The organism is Kocuria sp. cx-455 (genome assembly GCF_057707085.1).
In genome coordinates, this window is sequence record NZ_JBYIPM010000001.1 from 700,565 (window position 1) to 715,136 (window position 14,572).

Annotated in this window: 13 protein-coding genes; 4 read left to right on the forward strand and 9 right to left on the reverse strand. The window is 64.6% G+C overall.

Annotated features, from left to right (window positions below):
- Positions 1-46: 46 nt before the first annotated feature.
- Entirely contained in the window at positions 47-1,441 is a 1,395-nt protein-coding gene (locus AC3ENJ_RS03205) for a class II 3-deoxy-7-phosphoheptulonate synthase (protein WP_190782387.1), read from the reverse strand.
- Between the two features lie 9 nt (positions 1,442-1,450).
- Positions 1,451-2,305, reverse strand: coding sequence for a 1-acyl-sn-glycerol-3-phosphate acyltransferase (locus AC3ENJ_RS03210; RefSeq protein WP_190782388.1), 855 nt, complete (start codon positions 2,303-2,305; stop codon positions 1,451-1,453).
- Between the two features lie 143 nt (positions 2,306-2,448).
- Between AC3ENJ_RS03210 and AC3ENJ_RS03215 the strand changes: the two genes are divergently transcribed.
- The 3 genes from AC3ENJ_RS03215 to AC3ENJ_RS03225 all read left to right on the forward strand — a co-directional run bounded on the left by AC3ENJ_RS03215 (position 2,449) and on the right by AC3ENJ_RS03225 (position 5,584).
- Positions 2,449-3,255: an alpha/beta hydrolase gene (locus AC3ENJ_RS03215; RefSeq protein WP_190782389.1), complete on the forward strand. Its 807-nt coding sequence runs from the start codon at positions 2,449-2,451 to the stop codon at positions 3,253-3,255.
- Positions 3,252-3,674: a hypothetical protein gene (locus AC3ENJ_RS03220; RefSeq protein ID WP_431813044.1), complete on the forward strand. Its 423-nt coding sequence runs from the start codon at positions 3,252-3,254 to the stop codon at positions 3,672-3,674. The genes AC3ENJ_RS03215 and AC3ENJ_RS03220 overlap by 4 nt, the downstream gene beginning before the upstream one ends.
- Before the next feature lie 110 nt (positions 3,675-3,784).
- Positions 3,785-5,584 (forward strand): AMP-dependent synthetase/ligase, encoded by a 1,800-nt coding sequence (locus AC3ENJ_RS03225; RefSeq protein ID WP_431813045.1) that lies wholly within the window; start codon positions 3,785-3,787, stop codon positions 5,582-5,584.
- Positions 5,585-5,632: 48 nt separating this feature from the next.
- Here the strand turns inward: AC3ENJ_RS03225 and AC3ENJ_RS03230 are convergent, their stop codons facing one another.
- The gene (locus AC3ENJ_RS03230; protein ID WP_431813046.1) at positions 5,633-7,051 is read right to left on the reverse strand and encodes a mycothione reductase; all 1,419 of its coding nucleotides are present in this window, start codon (positions 7,049-7,051) and stop codon (positions 5,633-5,635) included.
- 34 nt (positions 7,052-7,085) lie between these two features.
- Complete coding sequence (locus AC3ENJ_RS03235) at positions 7,086-10,535, reverse strand: pyruvate carboxylase (protein WP_431813047.1); 3,450 nt, start codon at positions 10,533-10,535, stop codon at positions 7,086-7,088.
- A gap of 221 nt (positions 10,536-10,756) precedes the next feature.
- Between AC3ENJ_RS03235 and AC3ENJ_RS03240 the strand changes: the two genes are divergently transcribed.
- Positions 10,757-11,548 (forward strand): ParA family protein, encoded by a 792-nt coding sequence (locus tag AC3ENJ_RS03240; protein WP_431813048.1) that lies wholly within the window; start codon positions 10,757-10,759, stop codon positions 11,546-11,548.
- A 64-nt stretch (positions 11,549-11,612) separates the two neighbouring features.
- Here AC3ENJ_RS03240 and AC3ENJ_RS03245 read toward each other — a convergent pair whose 3' ends face one another.
- The 5 genes from AC3ENJ_RS03245 to gcvH all read right to left on the reverse strand — a co-directional run bounded on the left by AC3ENJ_RS03245 (position 11,613) and on the right by gcvH (position 14,538).
- Positions 11,613-12,227: a MerR family transcriptional regulator gene (locus AC3ENJ_RS03245; protein WP_308495931.1), complete on the reverse strand. Its 615-nt coding sequence runs from the start codon at positions 12,225-12,227 to the stop codon at positions 11,613-11,615.
- Positions 12,228-12,385: 158 nt separating this feature from the next.
- Positions 12,386-12,901 carry a bifunctional nuclease family protein gene (locus AC3ENJ_RS03250; protein WP_308495932.1) on the reverse strand — a complete coding sequence of 172 codons (516 nt, stop codon included), beginning with the start codon at positions 12,899-12,901 and terminating at the stop codon, positions 12,386-12,388.
- Positions 12,902-13,666, reverse strand: a complete 765-nt coding sequence (ftsR, locus tag AC3ENJ_RS03255; protein WP_431813049.1) for a transcriptional regulator FtsR — start codon at positions 13,664-13,666, stop codon at positions 12,902-12,904. It lies immediately after the preceding gene.
- A gap of 8 nt (positions 13,667-13,674) precedes the next feature.
- Positions 13,675-14,118: an FHA domain-containing protein gene (locus AC3ENJ_RS03260; protein ID WP_431813050.1), complete on the reverse strand. Its 444-nt coding sequence runs from the start codon at positions 14,116-14,118 to the stop codon at positions 13,675-13,677.
- 33 nt (positions 14,119-14,151) lie between these two features.
- Positions 14,152-14,538, reverse strand: coding sequence for a glycine cleavage system protein GcvH (gene gcvH / locus AC3ENJ_RS03265; RefSeq protein ID WP_431813051.1), 387 nt, complete (start codon positions 14,536-14,538; stop codon positions 14,152-14,154).
- Between the last annotated feature and the right edge of the window lie 34 nt (positions 14,539-14,572).

Here is a 14,572-nt window from a genome sequence, read left to right on the forward strand (position 1 = left end):
CCTTTAGAGGAATCACCGGCGGTGCCGCAGCGGTGGTTGAGCGGTCTCAGCGCTGTGCGGAGAGGTATTCCGCCACGAGGAACGCGATCTCCAGCGACTGCATGTGGTTCAGTCGCGGGTCGCACAGGGTTTCGTAACGCTCCGCGAAGGAGGATTCGTTGACCGGGTCCGAACCGCCCAGGCACTCGGCGACGTCGTCGCCGGTCATTTCCACGTGGATGCCACCCGGGAACGTACCCAGCGACTGGTGCACCTCGAAGAAGCCGCGGACCTCGTCCACCACGTCCTCGAAGTTGCGGGTCTTGTACCCGGACGGAAGGGACACGGTGTTGCCGTGCATGGGGTCGGTCACCCACACCGGCTTGGCGCCGGAACCCTCAACCGCCTGGATGATGGCCGGGAGTTTCTCGCGGATGTTCTTCGCGCCCATGCGGATGATGAACGTGAGACGACCCGGTTCGCGCTTCGGGTCCAGCGCATCGATCAAACGCAACGCGTCCTCGCCCGTGGTGGACGGGCCGAGCTTCACACCAATGGGGTTGCGCAGGCGCGAGAGCAGGTCCACGTGGGCGCCGTCGAGCTCGCGGGTGCGCTCCCCGATCCACAGGAAGTGCCCGGACGTGCCGTACGGAAGGTCGGTACGGGAATCGATGCGGGTCAACGCGCGCTCGTAGTCGAGCAACAGTGCCTCGTGACCGGCGAAGAACTCCGTGGTCTTGAGCGCGTCGAAATCGGCACCGCAGGCCGCCATGAACTTGACCGCGTGATCGATTTCGCGGGCCATGGATTCGTAGCGCGCGTAGGCGGGGTTGGCCGCGAAGCCCATGTTCCAGGCGTGCACGCGGCGCAGGTCCGCGAAACCGCCGGTGGTGAACGCACGAATGAGGTTCAGCGTGGATGCGGAGGTGTGGTAGCCGCGCAGCATGCGGTTGGGGTCGTGGACGCGGGAGGACTCGTCGAAATCGAAGCCGTTGACCATCTCACCGCGGAAGGACGGCAGGGTCTGATCACCGCGGGTCTCCAGGTTGGACGACCGGGGTTTGGAGAACTGGCCCGCCATGCGACCCATCTTCACCACGGGCAGCGAGGCGCCGTAGGTGAGGACCACGGCCATCTGCAGCAGGGTCCGGACGCGGCCGGAGATCTTGTCCGCGGTGGCACCGGCAAATGTCTCGGCGCAGTCGCCACCCTGCAGGAAAAACGCCTTGCCCGCGGCCACGGCCGCCAAGCGCTCCCGCAGCAGATCCACCTCACCGGCGAAGACCAGCGGCGGGACGGCGTTGAGCTCCTCAATGGTGGAGGCGAAATCCGGATGCTCGGACCACTGCGGGTGCTGACCAATGGTCCGATGACGCCACTCGTCCAGGCCGGGATAGTTGGCGGCACTGGGCGAGGGGGTAATCCTGGAGCGTGATTGTTCGGACTGGGTTACAGAGGTCATTGTCCCATTCTAGGCGTTCCGGTCCGAGGAGTGGTCATCATGTCCATCATGTGAACGACCGGGCAGTTTGGAGCCCAACTGCTCCGCCTGCTGGGACACGGTGGCGGACATCGAACGGCCCTTTTCACGGGCGGATTCGGCGGCATCCTTGACCTGTGTCTTGAACTGTTCGCGCTTGTGCTCCGCCAGTTCTTTCTTGTAATTGGCGGCGTACACGGCCGCGGTCTCCTGGCCGGACAATTCCTGGATCGCCGCCATGATCTGGTCCGTGACCTCACGCAAGAGGGCGTGGTCCCCGTGCCGGCCCTTGAACCGGGAGAAGTCCAGCGGCTGACCGAAGATCGTGGTGACCTTGGCCTTGCGGGGGTCCGGGAACTTGGAGCCCAGCGGCTGGATCTTGTCCGTACCCACCATCGCGATCGGCACCACGGGCGCGCCAGTTTCCAACGCCAGCCGGGCCACACCGATCTTGCCGCGATACAGGCGGCCGTCCGGCGAGCGCGTGCCCTCCGGATAGATCCCCAGCAGCTTGCCGTCCTGCAGAGCCTGGCCGCCGGCGCTCAGAGCCTTGGCGCTGGCCTTGCCCCCGTTGCGGTCCATGGGGATCTGGTTGATGGCGCGGAAGAAGGCCCCCACCACCTTGCCCTTGACCCCGGGGCCGGTGAAGTACTCGGACTTGGCCAGGAAATAGACCTGGCGGGGCACCGCCACCGGCATGAACACGGAATCCGAGATGGACAGGTGGTTACTCGCCAGGATGGCCGCGCCCTGGGAGGGGACGTTCTCCAATCCGATCGCCTTGGGGCGGTAAACCGTGTTCACCACGGGGCCCACCACATAGCGTTTGAGGAACATGTACACCATGACTCGGATCCTTCCGGAAAGCTGTTGTTGAACCACTTGACCGCGGCATCGAACGGGTCTGGTACGCGCGGATCAGCAGTGCGCGTACCGACATCCCCGCTGGATTCTCTCATGCCTCGTACCCGGGCTGGCACAATGGCGCCATGAGCTTTGATCCCGCAACACACGGCCATCAGTTCTTCCCCGGTTCCGCATCCGTGGGGGTACTGGTACTGCACGGGTTCACGTCCACGACCGCTTCGGTCATCGAGTGGGCGCGCGCCATTCACCACGCCGACGACGCCGCCGGCCGCCACCCGTCCGTGTCCGTTCCGCTCCTGCCGGGTCACGGCACCTCGTGGGAGGAATTGGCCAAGGAGAACTGGCACGCGTGGCGTGACGCCGTGGACGAGGAGTACTGGCGGCTGCGTTCCCGACACGACCACGTGGTGGTGTGCGGTTTGTCCATGGGAGGCGCGTTGGCAATTCACCTGGCGGCGCGGTACCGCGTGGCGGGACTGCTCCTGGTCAACCCCGCTCTGGCATTGACCAGCCGTGCCGCCGCGTACAGCCACATTGCCCGCCACGTGGTGGCCTCGGTCCCCGGAATCGGTAGCGACATCAACCGCCCCTCCGAGGGTGAGGTCACCTATGACCGCACTCCGCTGGCTGCCGTGGCACAGCTCAACCTCCTGATCCGGCAGGCGATCAAGACGCTTCCCGCGGTCAGCGCTCCGGCCCTCGTCTTCCGCTCGGCGGAGGACCACGTGGTAGCGGATGCGTCCGTGGACCTCATTCGTGAACGCAGCGCGGGACCCGTGGCTGTGATCACCCTGCCCAACAGTTTTCACGTGGCCACCATGGACTACGACCAGGACCTTGTGGAAACGGCCTCCCGTCAGGCGGTCCAGAACCTCATGCGCGGCCTTGGTCTGACGACCTCCGCCGGCGAGGCGGCGGCGTCGGCATGAGCACTCGAGACCCCGAGGACCCGCGGCCCGACGACGATTTCCGCCGCATCATTGACGGTAACGACTGGGACAACGTGCCCCGCGATGACGAGGAGGCCGAGCCCTGGGCCGACGAGATTCCGTGGCAACCCCGGGAACAACCCGCCGCGGACGTGCCCCTCGAACTCTTCGAGTCCGAGGAGGACGAGACGTACAACCCCGATCCGGGAGAGATCACCCGCGGTGTGAGTGCCCACATGATTCGGGCCGTGACGGTGATCCTGGCGGTCATCGTCATCATGGTGGGTCTGGCGGCGCTACCCGGTTCACTACCCGGGGTGGTGTGGGCCGCCGGTGTTGCCGGGTTGATCGGGGGCCTGTACCTGGTCTTTCGCGCTCTTCCCGAGGATCCCCGGGACGACGACGGCGCCGTGGTCTGACAGTGATTTTCCACCGCGGAAGTGGACACGTCCATACATGCCGCGGCATGAGCCTGATCACACAGTAGGCTGGCTGGAAATCTCTGCAAAGAAGGTGACCCATGAGACGCGTGAGCGTACCCCCCGCGGTTGACCCGCTTCCGCACAACAGCGTGGCCGAAATCCTGGCCCGCCAAGCACGCGAGAACCCGGACATCGTCCTGTACACGATCCTGGCCGGCGGCAAGGAACGCGATGTCACGGCTCGACGGTTCCGCGACGAGGTCATTGCCGTGGCTCGTGGCCTGGCCGCTCGGGGCATCCAACCCGGCGACCGCGTGGGCATCCTGAGTCGCACGCGCTACGAGTGGTCGCTGGTGGACTTCGCCCTGTGGTGGGTCGGCGCCGTCCCCGTGCCCGTGTATGACACATCTTCCCCGGACCAGATCGCCTGGATCCTCTCCGATTCCAAGGCGCGGGCAATTTTCGTGGAAACGGACGAGCTGGCCGAGCGCGTTGAGGTTGCCGCCGCCATCACCCCGTTCGATGCCGTGTCCCGCATCTGTGTGTTCGACACGGCCGATCAGAAGTCCTCGCTGGAGACCTTCATAGCCCAAGGTGCCGACCGGACGGACTTCGACAACCCGCACGGGGGAATCTCCCTGGACGACACCGCCACCCTGATCTACACCTCGGGGACAACCGGCCCGCCCAAGGGCTGCGAACTGACCCACCGAAACTTTGTCGGGTGCTCGGCCAACACCATTGCCGTGGCCTCGGAAGTGATTTATCCGGGTGCCCGCACGCTGTTGTTCCTGCCGCTGGCCCACGTGTTTGCGCGCTTCGTGGAAGTCATTGCGCTGGACGCCGGCGTCACCCTGGCCCACACCCCGGACGTCTCCGGGCTCATGGAAGACCTGGGGCGGTTCAACCCCACGTTCATCCTGGCCGTACCTCGCGTCTTCGAGAAGATCTTCGTGGGCGCGCGCCTGAAGGCCTCGGCGGCCTCCCCCGTGAAGAAGTTCATTTTCGCCCGGGCAGTCGCCGTGGCCGTCGAGTGGTCCAAGGCCTCGCAAGCGGGCAAGGTCTCCCCGCTGCTCGAGGCCCAGCATCGCCTGTACGACAAGCTCGTGTACTCCACGCTGCGCAACGCCATGGGCGGCGCGGTTCGCTATGCCGTCTCCGGCGGCGCCGCCCTGGGCTCGCGCTTGGGTCATTTCTTCAACGGCATTGGCGTCTACGTGGTGGAGGGCTACGGCCTCACCGAAACCACCGCTCCCATCTCGGCGAATTTCCCCAGCATCAACCGCCTGGGCACCGTGGGCCACCCGATCCCGGGCCACGAGATCGCCATTGCCCAGGACGGGGAGATCCTGGTGCGCGGCAACAACGTGTTCCGCGCCTACCACGGCATGCCCGACAAGACCGCGGAAAGCTTTCACGACGGGTGGTTCGCGACCGGAGACCTGGGAGTCCTCGATGACGAGGGACTGCTGACCGTGACCGGGCGCAAGAAGGAAATCATTGTGACCGCCGCGGGTAAGAACGTGGTACCCAACATGCTGGAAGACCCGATCAGGGCCTCGGCCACCGTGGGACAGATCATTGCGCTCGGTGACAACCGGCCCTTCATTTCCGCGCTCATCACCCTGGATCCGGACACGTTGCCCAGGGTCCTCCCGACCCTGGGTCTGGACTCGTCACTGACACCGGCGCAGGCCGCCAAGGAGCCGGCGGTCATCGAGCACGTCCAGAAGATCGTGGACCACGCCAACGCCAAGGTCTCCCGCGCGGAAGGCATCCGAAAGTTCGAGATCCTGGATCACGACTTCACGATCGAGGATGGTTACCTGACGCCTTCCATGAAGCTCAAGCGCGCCAAGGTCATGGCGGATTACGCACAGCAGATTGAGGCTCTCTACACCACGTAGGCAACGGCGCACCCAACCGGACGTAGTGTCCGGTTCCTCGTGTGAACCTCAGTCCTGCTCGGGGAGATCCAGTCCGAGCAGCGCGTTCTCGATCACTTCGGCCAGCGCTGGGTGGATCCAGTACTGACCGCGCGCGATCTCGTGGGCGGTCTGCCCGAAGGACATGGCCTGGATGAGCGGCTGGATCAGGTTGGACGAATCCTTACCGATCAAGTGCGCGCCCAGCAGCAATCCGGTGCTCCTGTCCGCAATCACTTTGCAGATCCCCACCGAGTCCTCCATGGCCCAGCCATAGGCGACATCACCGAATCTCTGCTCCTTCACGGTGATCTCCGTATCGTTCCGCTCGGCCCAGATGCGCGCCTGCTGTTCCGTCAGACCCACGGTCGCGATCTGTGGGTCCGTGAACACCGCCGAGGGAACAAAGCGGTGGTCGGTGGCGCGCAGCGATTCCGGGTGCAACACGTTGTGCGCGACCGTGCGGGCTTCCGCATTGGCCACGTGCTTGAGCTGGTACGGCGAGCACACGTCCCCCAGGGCCCAGAGTCCCTCGACGGGCTGGCCATCGCTGAGCACCCGCTGGTATTCGTCCACGGCCAGCAACCCGGAATCGAACACATCCCCGTGTGCCGCCGCAGGATTGAGGGTGTCCGAGTTGGGCACGCGCCCGGTGGCCACCAGGACCACGTCCGCCGTCCCTTCCCAGGTTTCCAGGGATTCGTCCGACGCCGCGGCGGTCACCGTGAGTTTGCCGTCCGCTGTTTGCTCGATACCGGTGATGGAGCGGTTCAATTGCAGGTCCCATTGCAGGGCAGCTTCGCGTTTGAAGCGCTCGGCAATTGTGTCATCGTGCTGCCGCAGCAGCCGCTCGGAACGGTTGAGCTGGGTGACCTTGGACCCCAGGCCGTTGAACACGTGGCAGAACTCGGCGGCTATGTACCCACCGCCCACCACGATGATGGATTCGGGCAACTCGTCCAGACGCATCACGGTGTCCGAGGTGTGGACCCCCGGTAGGTCCATGCCGGGTACCTCGGGCAGCCGAACGCGTGAGCCGTTGGCCAGCACGATGTGGGGCGCGGTGATCCGCTCCCCCGATTCGGTCTCCAGAACCTTGGGTGCCACGAAGTGCACGTATTCCTGGATCACGCTCACGTTCTCCAGGGATTGGCGGTAGGTCAGGCCGCCATTGGCAATGGCATCGATCCTGGAGAAGATCCGATCTCGCATGGCCCGCCAGTCCACCGAGTCCACGGACGCCTCGACCCCGAGACGGGCCGCTTCCTCGGCTTCACGGGCCACCGTGGCCGGGTACACGTACATCTTGGTGGGAATGCACCCCACGTTGAGGCACGTTCCACCGAAAGTACCCGGTTCCACGATGGCCACGTTCAGGTCTTGATACTCCTCCGTCAGGATGGAGTTGCCGGAGCCGGAGCCCACAATGATGAGATCGAATTCGCGCATGGATCCCATCCTAGGGAGCCTGGCAAATCGGCGGTCATTCGGTCTCGATCACCAGAACCAAGTCACCGCCGCTCACCTGCGCTACGTCCCGTAGGGCGACCCGCGAGACCTTTCCGCCTGTGGGCGTGGTGATGGAGGCTTCCATCTTCATGGCCTCGATCGTGGCCACCGCCTGACCGGGCTCCACGGTGTCACCTTCGGCCACCGTGACCGTCACGGCACCGGCAAACGGCGCCGCCACGTGACCCGGGTTGGCGGAATCAGCCTTCTCCAGCTCCACGGAATCCGTTTTGACAGAGTTGTCACGGATTTCCAGCAGACGCAACTGGCCGTTCAGGGTGACCATCACGGTGCGCATGCCCTTGTCATCAGGTTCGGAAATGGCCTGCAGTGTCACCAGCAGGCGCACGCCCTTGCCCAGTGAGATCACGTGCTCGAAGTCCTGGCGCAGACCGTAGAGGAAATCACGGGTGTGCAGAACGGACAGGTCTCCGTACTTCACCTGCGACGCCTCGAACTCCCTGGTGGGCCCCGCGAACAGCAAGCGATTCAGCGTGGCACGGCGCTTCTCGCCGGGCTGATTGAGACCTTCCTGATCCTCTTCGCTGAGTTCTTTGTCCCCGAGGGTCACATTGCGACCTTCGAGAGCCTTGGAACGGAACGGTTCGGGCCAGCCCGCCGGCGGGGTACCCAGTTCACCGGCCAGGAAGTTGATCACGGAGTCCGGGATGTCGAACTTGTTGGGGTTCGCCTCGAACTCCGCCGGGTCCACGTCCATGCCGACCAGCTGCAACGCGAGGTCACCCACGACCTTGGAGGACGGGGTCACCTTGACCAGGTGGCCGAGCATCTTGTCCGCGGCGAAATACATGTCCTCGACGGCCTCGAACTTCTCACCCAGACCCAGCGCAATGGCTTGTTGGCGCAGATTCGAGAGCTGACCGCCCGGGATCTCGTGCCGGTACACGCGACCCGTGGGGCTGTTCAGCCCCGATTCGAAGGGCTTGTAGATCCCGCGCACCACTTCCCAGTAGGGTTCCAGATCACTCACGGCATCCAGACCCAGATTGGTGTCGCGCTCGGTGTTCTCAAGCGCCGCCACCAGCGCGGACGCGGAGACCTGCGACGTGGTTCCCGCCATCGATGCGGACGCCACGTCCACGGCGTCCACGCCGGCTTCCGAGGCGGCCATGAGGGTGGCCAATTGGCCCCCGGCGGTGTCGTGGGTGTGCAGGTGCAGCGGCAGGTCGAAACGGTCGCGCAGCGCCGTCACCAACTTGCGGGCGGCCTCCGGGCGCAGCAGCCCGGCCATGTCCTTGATGGCCAGGACGTGGGCCCCGGCGTCCACACACTGCTGGGCAAGATCGAGGTAGTACTCGAGGGTGTAGACCTCTTCCCGGGGATCCAGCAGGTTACCGGTGTAGCACAGGGCCACCTCGGCCACGGCGGTCCCGGTCGCGCGAACGGCCTCGATCGCCGGGCGCATCTGGTCCACATCGTTGAGGGCATCGAAGATGCGGAAGATGTCCACGCCGGTTTCTGCGGCCTCGGCGACGAACGCGTTGGTCACCTCGGCGGGGTACGGCGTGTAACCCACGGTGTTGCGCCCGCGCAGCAACATTTGAATGGGAATGTTCGGCAACGCCTCGCGCAGGCGGCGCAAGCGGTCCCAGGGGTCCTCGCCCAGAAAGCGCAGAGCGACGTCGTAGGTCGCGCCACCCCAGGCCTCGATCGACAGCAGGCCCGGCAGGGTATGTGCGTAGGCCGGCGCCGCCGCGAGCAGATCGCGGGTGCGCACCCGGGTGGCCAGCAGCGACTGGTGGGCGTCGCGGAAGGTCGTGGACGTGACCGCCACAGGCTTGTACGCGCGCAGTTCCTGAGCGAACCCTTCCGGGCCCTTCTCCTGGAGCACCTGGCGCCAACCGGCCGGCGGCTCGTGGGTCGAAGGACCGTCGAAGGGGCTGCGGTAGGGTTCGTCGGACTTGTCGCCCGGGTAATGGGGCAACTTGGTGCGGGGGTCAATACCGTCCACGCGCTCACCGTTGGGCTTGTTGACCGTGACCTCGGCCAGGTAGGTCAGGGCGCGGGTCCCGCGGTCCGCGGAGGTCTTGCCGCGCAGCAACTCGGGGTGATTCTCGATGAAGTCGGTGGCCACGTCTCCGGCAATGAAGTCCGGGTCGTCCAGGACGGCCTGCAGGAACTGAATGTTGGTGGCTATGCCGCGGATTCGGAACTCCGCCAGGGCGCGGCGCGCACGGTGAACCGCGGTCGTGTAATCGCCTCCGCGGCACGTGAGTTTGACCAGCATCGAGTCGAAGTGCGGGGAGATCTCGGCGCCGGCATAGAGCGTGCCACCGTCAAGACGGACGCCCGCGCCGCCGGCGGAACGGTAGGCCGAGACCTTGCCGACATCCGGGCGGAAGTCGTTGGCGGGGTCCTCGGTGGTGATGCGGCACTGCAGTGCGGCGCCGCGCACGCGCAGTGTGTCCTGACTGATCCCGAGATCTTCGAGGGTTTCACCGGCGGCAATGCGCAGCTGGGCCTGGACCAGATCGACATCCGTGATTTCCTCGGTCACGGTGTGCTCCACCTGGATGCGAGGGTTCATCTCGATGAACACGTGCTCACCGGCGCGCTCGCCGGCGGTGTCCACCAGGAACTCCACCGTACCGGCGTTGACGTAGCCGAGTTCCTTGGCGAACTTCACGGCGTCACGGTGCAGGGCCTGACGGATGTCATCATCCAGATTGGGTGCCGGGGCGATCTCGATGACCTTCTGGTGGCGGCGCTGCAGTGAGCAGTCACGCTCGAACAGGTGCACCACATTGCCCTCGTTGTCCGCAAGGATCTGCACCTCGATGTGCCGTGGGCGCAGTACTGCCTGCTCGATGAACACGGTGGGGTCACCGAACGCGGTGTCCGCTTCTCGCATGGCGGCATCGAGTGCACCGGGCAGATCCTTGGAGGCCTCCACGCGGCGCATGCCGCGCCCGCCACCGCCGGCCACGGCCTTCACGAACAGCGGGTAACCGATCTTCTCGGCCTCTTCGATCAGTTGGTCCCTGTCCGAGGAAGGTTCGGTGGATCGCAAGGTCGGAATCCCCGCGCGCTTCGCTGCGCGCAGGGCCGCTACCTTGTTGCCCGCGAGTTCCAGGATCTCCGCCTTGGGCCCGACGAACTTGATGCCCGCGGCATCGGCGGCGCGGGCGAGCTCGGGGTTCTCGGACAGGAACCCGTAACCGGGGTAAATGGCATCGGCGCCGGATTCTTTGGCCACACGAACGACCTCGTCCACATCCAGGTACGCACGTACCGGGTGGCCCTCTTGGCCAATGGGGTACGCTTCGTCAGATTTCTGACGGTGGATGGAATTGCGGTCTTCGTGCGGGAACACGGCCACGGTTTTCGCGCCGAGTTCGTAGGCGGCACGGAATGCTCGGATAGCAATTTCGCCGCGGTTGGCCACCAGGATTTTGGAGAACATGTACTGCCGTTCCGCGCCCCCGGACCAGTGGGCCTCGACGGGCGCTGCGTTAGATAGCGAACTAGCTGTCTCAGCATACGTGAGACCCACATCATACCTGTGGACTGACCACACTGTGTAACGAAACGGGTCCCTTCGTGACGAAAGGGCTATAAGTCCAGCCGTTAGCATGGACATTGGTGTGTCCCGGTGGCCGGGGCACTGAACCGGGAGAGGACACAGTGCAGATCGTCAGCATCAGCAGTCTCAAGGGCGGCGTGGGCAAATCATCGGTAACTCTCGGCCTGGCCTCGGCCGCTTTGGATGCGGGCATTCCCACTCTCGTGGTTGATCTCGACCCCCACGCGGATGCGTCCACCGCCCTGGGTGCCCACGCTCAGCCCTCCCGCGACATCGGTTCCATTCTGCGCAAACCGAAGAAAGGTGCCGTGTCCAACATCGCAGTTGCCGCGTCGTGGACCGCGCATCCCATCACCCCTGATTCGTCCCCACGGCCCGTCCTGGACGTGGCACCGGGTTCCGCAGCGTCCTCGCCGTTGGACCGTTCAGGTTTCAAGGCCAAAGATCTCAAACGTCTGGAAACGGTACTGCACGGGGTGGATACGTACGAGCTGGTACTCATTGACTGCCCGCCCAGCCTCACCGTGCTGACCCGCATGGCGTGGGCGGCCTCCCACAAGGTGCTCTCCGTGGCGGAGCCCTCGCTTTTCTCCGTGGCCGGCACCAAACGTACGATGACCGCGCTGGCCCAGTTCGAGAGTTCCAAACTCTGGGCCGTGCCCGCCGCGGGTGTGGTCGTGAACCGGGCTCGCGAGGACTTCTCCGAACACTCGCACCGCATTTCTGAACTCCATGAGCTGTTCGGTGAGCTCGTAGTGCAACCGATCCTCCCGGATGCTCCCGTTATGCAGCAAGTTCAGGGTGCCGCGTGGCCCGTCCACAGGTGGCCCGGGGAACAAGCCGCGGTCCTGGCGGAGCGCTTCAGCTCCATCCTCACCGGGCTTTTGAAGTAACTACCGGCTCATGGTGAATCCGGGGCCAGTTCCGCTCGGGTCCCCGTCGGGTGATGAGAAGGCGTCAGCCGGCGTTCTTCTTGCGACGGCGCGCCCTGCGTGCGGAGAGCTCGTCCTCGGGGAATTCCTCATCGGCGTCAGTGGCGGCCACCGCTGTGTGTTCGGCGGGCATGGACGCCAGGGCACCCTCGATCTCGCGCCAGACCCGGCCCACGGCAATGCCGAAGACACCCTGTCCCCCCTGAACCAGGTCGATGACCTCGTGGGGCGATGTGCATTCGTAGACGCTGGCGCCGTCGGACATCAAGGTGAGCTGCGTGAGGTCCTCGATCCCGCGCAGCCGCAAAGCACCCACGGCGGAACGAATCTGCTGCAGCGACACACCCGTGTCCAGAAGTCGCTTGACGACCTTGAGAACCAGGATGTCCCGAAAGGAGTAGAGGCGCTGCGAGCCCGAACCCTTGGCCCCGCGCACCGTGGGCTCGACCAAACTGGTACGCGCCCAGTAGTCGAGTTGGCGATAAGTAATGCCAGCAGCCTTACAGGCCGTGGGTCCGCGGAACCCGACGGTCTCGTCGAAACTGACCAGATCCTCGTCGAACAGCATGCCCTGGGTCCCGCCCGCGAGCGAGGATTGGAGCGGATCTGCTACATCCAGCGGAAGGTCTCCGTGGCTCACATATCCTCCTCGGGATCGGCTGGGGTGGTCCATGACTGAGTTACCGGAAGGCAGTTCTCGGTAATGATTAGACGGTAGACCTCGGGGTGCGGCGGGTCAAAGACATTTGTACGGGGTCGCAACGTGTCGCGACGTCAGCTCACCCGCAGAACTGCCTGTCAGGTCTGGAAATCGTCCGGGTCCACGTGATCCAGAAAGTCACGGAACTCACGCACCTGGACGTCAGCTTCGGCCTGGTCCGGGGCGGGTTGCTCGCGCAATTCACCATCCGCGCTCAGCACGAGACCGGAATCCTCCAGCACGGACTGGGCACACACGATGTTGGACTTGGTTCGTACGGCCACCGCGAGCGCATCCGAGGCCCTGGCATCCACCACGATTCCGTGGTCGAACTCAATGGCGGCGTGGAACACCGTGTCCTCCACCGTGTGAATGACCACGCGAGAAATGCTGTGCCCCAGGGCATCGACCACGGAGATCAGCAGATCATGTGTGAGGGGGCGGGGCGGTTTGATGCCCTGCATGGCGAAGACGATCGAGGTCGCCTCGTTCGTTCCCACCCAAATGGGCAGGTGTCGGGCGCCGTTGAGTTCACGGAGCACCACCACCGGCTGCCCGGTGGGTACGTCCATGCGGACTCCGGCCACTTCCATGGGTACGTCCGGGGAGGCCACCTATCGCTCCTGTTCGAATGGGCGGAGAGTGTCTTTAAGTTGGGAGTTCACCAGCGCCGTGGTCATGGTCAGACACAGGGACGCGATTTCCCGGGCCCGCTGGGGGGCCTTCTCGCGGGAGGTCGGGTCGCGTCGGCTGATGAGCGGGGCAATGGTTCCCTCCACCAATCCGATCATGCGCTCCGACGCACCGCGCAAAGCCCGTAGGTGACGCGGCTCGATCCCGTACGCGCTCAGTCGTTTGGCCGTGGCCGCAACCGTGAGCGCGTAATCGTCGAAGTAGCCCGAGCGTTCCACGAGCCACCCGTTGTTCATCAGATCGCGCAGCAGTGCGGTCTCGGCGCCGGTGCGGGCGGCCACCTCACGCAAGGTATAACGCCGCCCCGACTGACGCACGGCATGGGCCGCCGCCTGGCGGGGATCCTGCGATTCTTGGCCGGGCATCGACGACGTCGCTTGCTCGGTCTCGCGCGGCTCCTGCGGTTCGGCATCCGCTCCCGGGTCCTCCCCTCGATCCAGACGGTCGCGAATGACCTTCAACGGGAGGTACCGCTCCTGTTGAAGGCGTAACACCGTGGCCAGTCTGTCGATGTCTTCTTCCGAGTACTTGCGGTACCCCGAGGCTGTGCGATGCGGGCGCACCAGCCCCTGGTCCTCCAAGAAGCGGATCTTGGAGGCGGACAGGCCGGGGAACTCGGGCTGCAATTGTCGTAGCAGCACCCCGATCCCCACCAGCGAGGTCTGCGAGTGTCCGGATTCAGGCATGAGTAGAGTCAGGAGTCCTTTTGTACGGAGTGGTAGAAGGTGAACCGGAACTTGCCGATTTGGACTTCGTCACCATTTTCCAACTGTTTGGAGTCCACTCGGTCACCGTTGACGTAGGTGCCGTTGAGCGAGGACTGGTCCACCAGCTCGTAGGAGTTCGACCGACGGAGGAAGCCCGCGTGCCTCCGGGACACCGTGACGTCATCCAGGAAAACGGAGCACGCGGGGTGTCGGCCGGCAATGACTTCATCACGGTCCAGCAGGAAACGTGAACCCGTGAGTCCGCCATTGGTTTCAAGAAGCAGCGCGGAACCCGGGGGTAATGCGGCGACCGCATTTTGCTCACTCTCGGACATTTTGTGCCGAGCGGCGGTGGAGAGAACATCCGCAACGATCTGGATGGATGTGGTTTCCGGCCCCGAATCGGGTACGGAGCTGTCCTGCTTTGCCATACGTATCTTTCTCCTGAGTGTGGAGTCTGCGGGTCAGTCCAGCTGCTGTTGATACTGGTCAGCGTCCAAAAGGTCCTTGGTCGCCTCTTCAGAATCAGCACGGATCGTGAAGAGCCAGCCGTCCTCGTAGGGGGAGGCGTTCACAGCGCCGGGGTTGTCTTCGAGCTCGGGGTTGACCTCAGTGATTTCACCGGACATCGGAACGAAGAGATCGCTCACGGACTTGGTGGATTCGATTTCGCCCACAACAGACCCGGCGGACACTTGGTCCCCAACCTGCGGCAGGTCCACGAAGACCACTTCGCCCAGTTCGTCTTGGGCGTGATCCGTGATCCCCACCCGGTAGGTGTTGTCGTTCTTGAGGTCTTTGACCCATTCGTGCTCTGAGGTGTACGCGAGTTCCGCGGGAATGTTACTCATGTCGCTCAGTTTAGGGCACGGAGGGTGTAACTTG

Bases quoted from the DNA above. Each gene is read 5' to 3' on its own strand.
- AC3ENJ_RS03205 (WP_190782387.1), bottom strand. From the start codon at position 1,441: ATGACCTCTGTAACCCAGTCCGAACAATCACGCTCCAGGATTACCCCC.
- AC3ENJ_RS03210 (WP_190782388.1), bottom strand. From the start codon at position 2,305: ATGGTGTACATGTTCCTCAAACGCTATGTGGTGGGCCCCGTGGTGAAC.
- AC3ENJ_RS03215 (WP_190782389.1), top strand. From the start codon at position 2,449: ATGAGCTTTGATCCCGCAACACACGGCCATCAGTTCTTCCCCGGTTCC.
- AC3ENJ_RS03220 (WP_431813044.1), top strand. From the start codon at position 3,252: ATGAGCACTCGAGACCCCGAGGACCCGCGGCCCGACGACGATTTCCGC.
- AC3ENJ_RS03230 (WP_431813046.1), bottom strand. From the start codon at position 7,051: ATGCGCGAATTCGATCTCATCATTGTGGGCTCCGGCTCCGGCAACTCC.
- AC3ENJ_RS03235 (WP_431813047.1), bottom strand. From the start codon at position 10,535: ATGTTCTCCAAAATCCTGGTGGCCAACCGCGGCGAAATTGCTATCCGA.
- ftsR (WP_431813049.1), bottom strand. From the start codon at position 13,666: ATGCCTGAATCCGGACACTCGCAGACCTCGCTGGTGGGGATCGGGGTG.
- AC3ENJ_RS03260 (WP_431813050.1), bottom strand. From the start codon at position 14,118: ATGGCAAAGCAGGACAGCTCCGTACCCGATTCGGGGCCGGAAACCACA.
- gcvH (WP_431813051.1), bottom strand. From the start codon at position 14,538: ATGAGTAACATTCCCGCGGAACTCGCGTACACCTCAGAGCACGAATGG.